This is a genomic window from Kitasatospora sp. NPDC004799, from assembly GCF_040609095.1.
GTDB lineage: Bacteria > Actinomycetota > Actinomycetes > Streptomycetales > Streptomycetaceae > Kitasatospora.
Genome location: NZ_JBEXJK010000727.1, coordinates 1 through 1,943, shown reverse-complemented (window position 1 = coordinate 1,943; position 1,943 = coordinate 1). Strand labels below are relative to the sequence as shown.

Sequence of the window (1,943 nt, the reverse complement as noted above, 5' to 3'; positions counted from 1 at the left end):
GTAAGCGGCCGCCCGCGCACCCGCGTTGGCCGCACGGGCCGCCGACAGAGCCGTCCTCGCCGCCGCACCCGCACGGTCGGCCGCACTGGCGGCCCTGTTCGCCGCCTCCGTGGCCCGGGCCGCGTCGTTACCGGCCTGCTGCGTCTCGGACGCGGCCAACGCGGCGGCCTTCATGGCCTCCTGCGCCTCGTGGACCGCCGTGTTCTTCGCCTCGATCGCCGCGGCCGACTCCTGGGCCGCCTGCGCGCCCGCATCCTTCGCCTGCTGCACCAGCAACGCGATACTCGCGCGCTCCATGTCACGGTTCTGCGCCACGTACTGACCGGACGCCAGGAAGTCACGCACGTCCTGGATCGACCCGTTCAGCGCCGCACGCGCCGCCGCCTGGGTGTTCACACCACCGGAACTCAGGATTTGGACCAGCTTGACCCGGTCGTCGGCGTCCTTGGCCGTGAACTGGGTCTCCGTCAGGAACCGCTGCAGATCGTCACTGGTGTTGCCGCGCAGCGCGGCGTCACCCGCGGCCTGCAGACTGGGGCCGGCGCCCGTCGCGGGGTCGGTGATCCGGGTGATCCACAGCCGCCGGTCGGCGTTGAGGGCCTCCTGCCAGCCGCTCTGCAGGAAAGCACGTCGATCCGCGGCCGTCCCCTCGATCGCCTTGTCGGCGGCCTCCCGGACCTTCGGACCGCCCACGCTGGAGATCTGCGTGGCCGCGAGCAGGTCGTCCGCGCTCTGCGCCCCGGCGAGCACGTTGTCGACGAACTGCTTCACGTCCTGGTCGGAGCCGGCCAGCGCGGCCTCGGCCAGCTCGTGCGTACGGGGACCGCTGTTGAGCCACGCCTGCAACGCCACGTCGCGGGCGCTCAGCTGGACCTCACCGCCGGTCGGCTCGGTCGCAGCGGCGGACTGGATGCCCGATCCCACCAGACCTGCCGTCAGGGCGAGGGGAAGCAAGCCCAGGGAGAGCCTGCCCAACAGCGGCGGCCTTCCCCTTCCTCGCCGTCCTGAACGGGATATCGAAGGGTGCACTGGAAACCTCCACTGTCGATGTCGGCCGAATCCCGGCCACAGCGGGGCCCAACAATAAGTGACGCCGCATCAGAGCGTCCACGAATTCCGGAAGTTGCCAGGCGAATCAACCGCGATGAAACGCCCGGCGGTGAGCATAGCCAAGCAAATACAGCCGCATCGCCAACAAGCACCCAATGGTCTTGAAAGCGTGACATCCTGCCTGGCCAGCAGCCGAAAGCGGTTGTCCGGGCACCGGCCGATCTGGTTCGATGGATCGGATTCCGGCCTGCCGCCTCAGTGTCCGCCGCGCAGTCACTTCGGGTCATTCACGCGAGGAATGACGTCACGTCATGCCAGGCTGGTTGGCTCACAATTCAGGCCGGTCGCCCGATTCCGAAGATCTGCCCATCAGGGCAACACCAGATGAACGAATAGGATCAGACATGTCAAAGCGCTTGTCCCGCTTGCTCGTTGGCGGCGCGGTCGCCGTGGCCGCCACGCTCGGCGCCACCGCTCTCGCCTCCGCCGACGGCTCCCCCGCGGACAACTCGGCCGCGCCGCCGGCCGTCGAGGACTTCGTCCACCCCGGCCCGGCCCCGTACCCGAACGTCAAGCTGCTGCGCGGCGACGGCCACATCCTGCTGTCCGACTGCGCCGTCGACGACCAGATCAGCGTGCTCAGCTTCGACCTGCCCAACAGCAGCGGCAACAAGATCTGCTTCCGCGCCACCAGCAGCACCGGCTACCTCGCCGTCGAGGTCCCCAACGTGTACCGGATCCGCACCGACGACTACTCCGTCAACGCCAAGCTCACCAGCGAGGGCGTCTCCCAGAGCGTCGACATCGCCAAGGGCACCGCCGTCCCCGTCGGGATCGGCAGCGGCTCCGGCACCGGCAAGCCCACCACCCTCCTCGAACTGCGCATCACCGGC

2 protein-coding genes are annotated in these 1,943 nt (G+C 69.2%); one reads left to right on the top strand and one right to left on the bottom strand.

Annotated elements, in window-relative coordinates:
* Positions 1-975: ALF repeat-containing protein (locus ABZW03_RS40295; RefSeq protein ID WP_355269775.1), on the bottom strand; the 975-nt coding region annotated here is incomplete at its 3' end.
* A 479-nt stretch (positions 976-1,454) separates the two neighbouring features.
* Between ABZW03_RS40295 and ABZW03_RS40290 the strand changes: the two genes are divergently transcribed.
* On the top strand, positions 1,455-1,943 hold a 489-nt coding region (locus ABZW03_RS40290), incomplete at its 3' end, for a hypothetical protein (protein ID WP_355269773.1).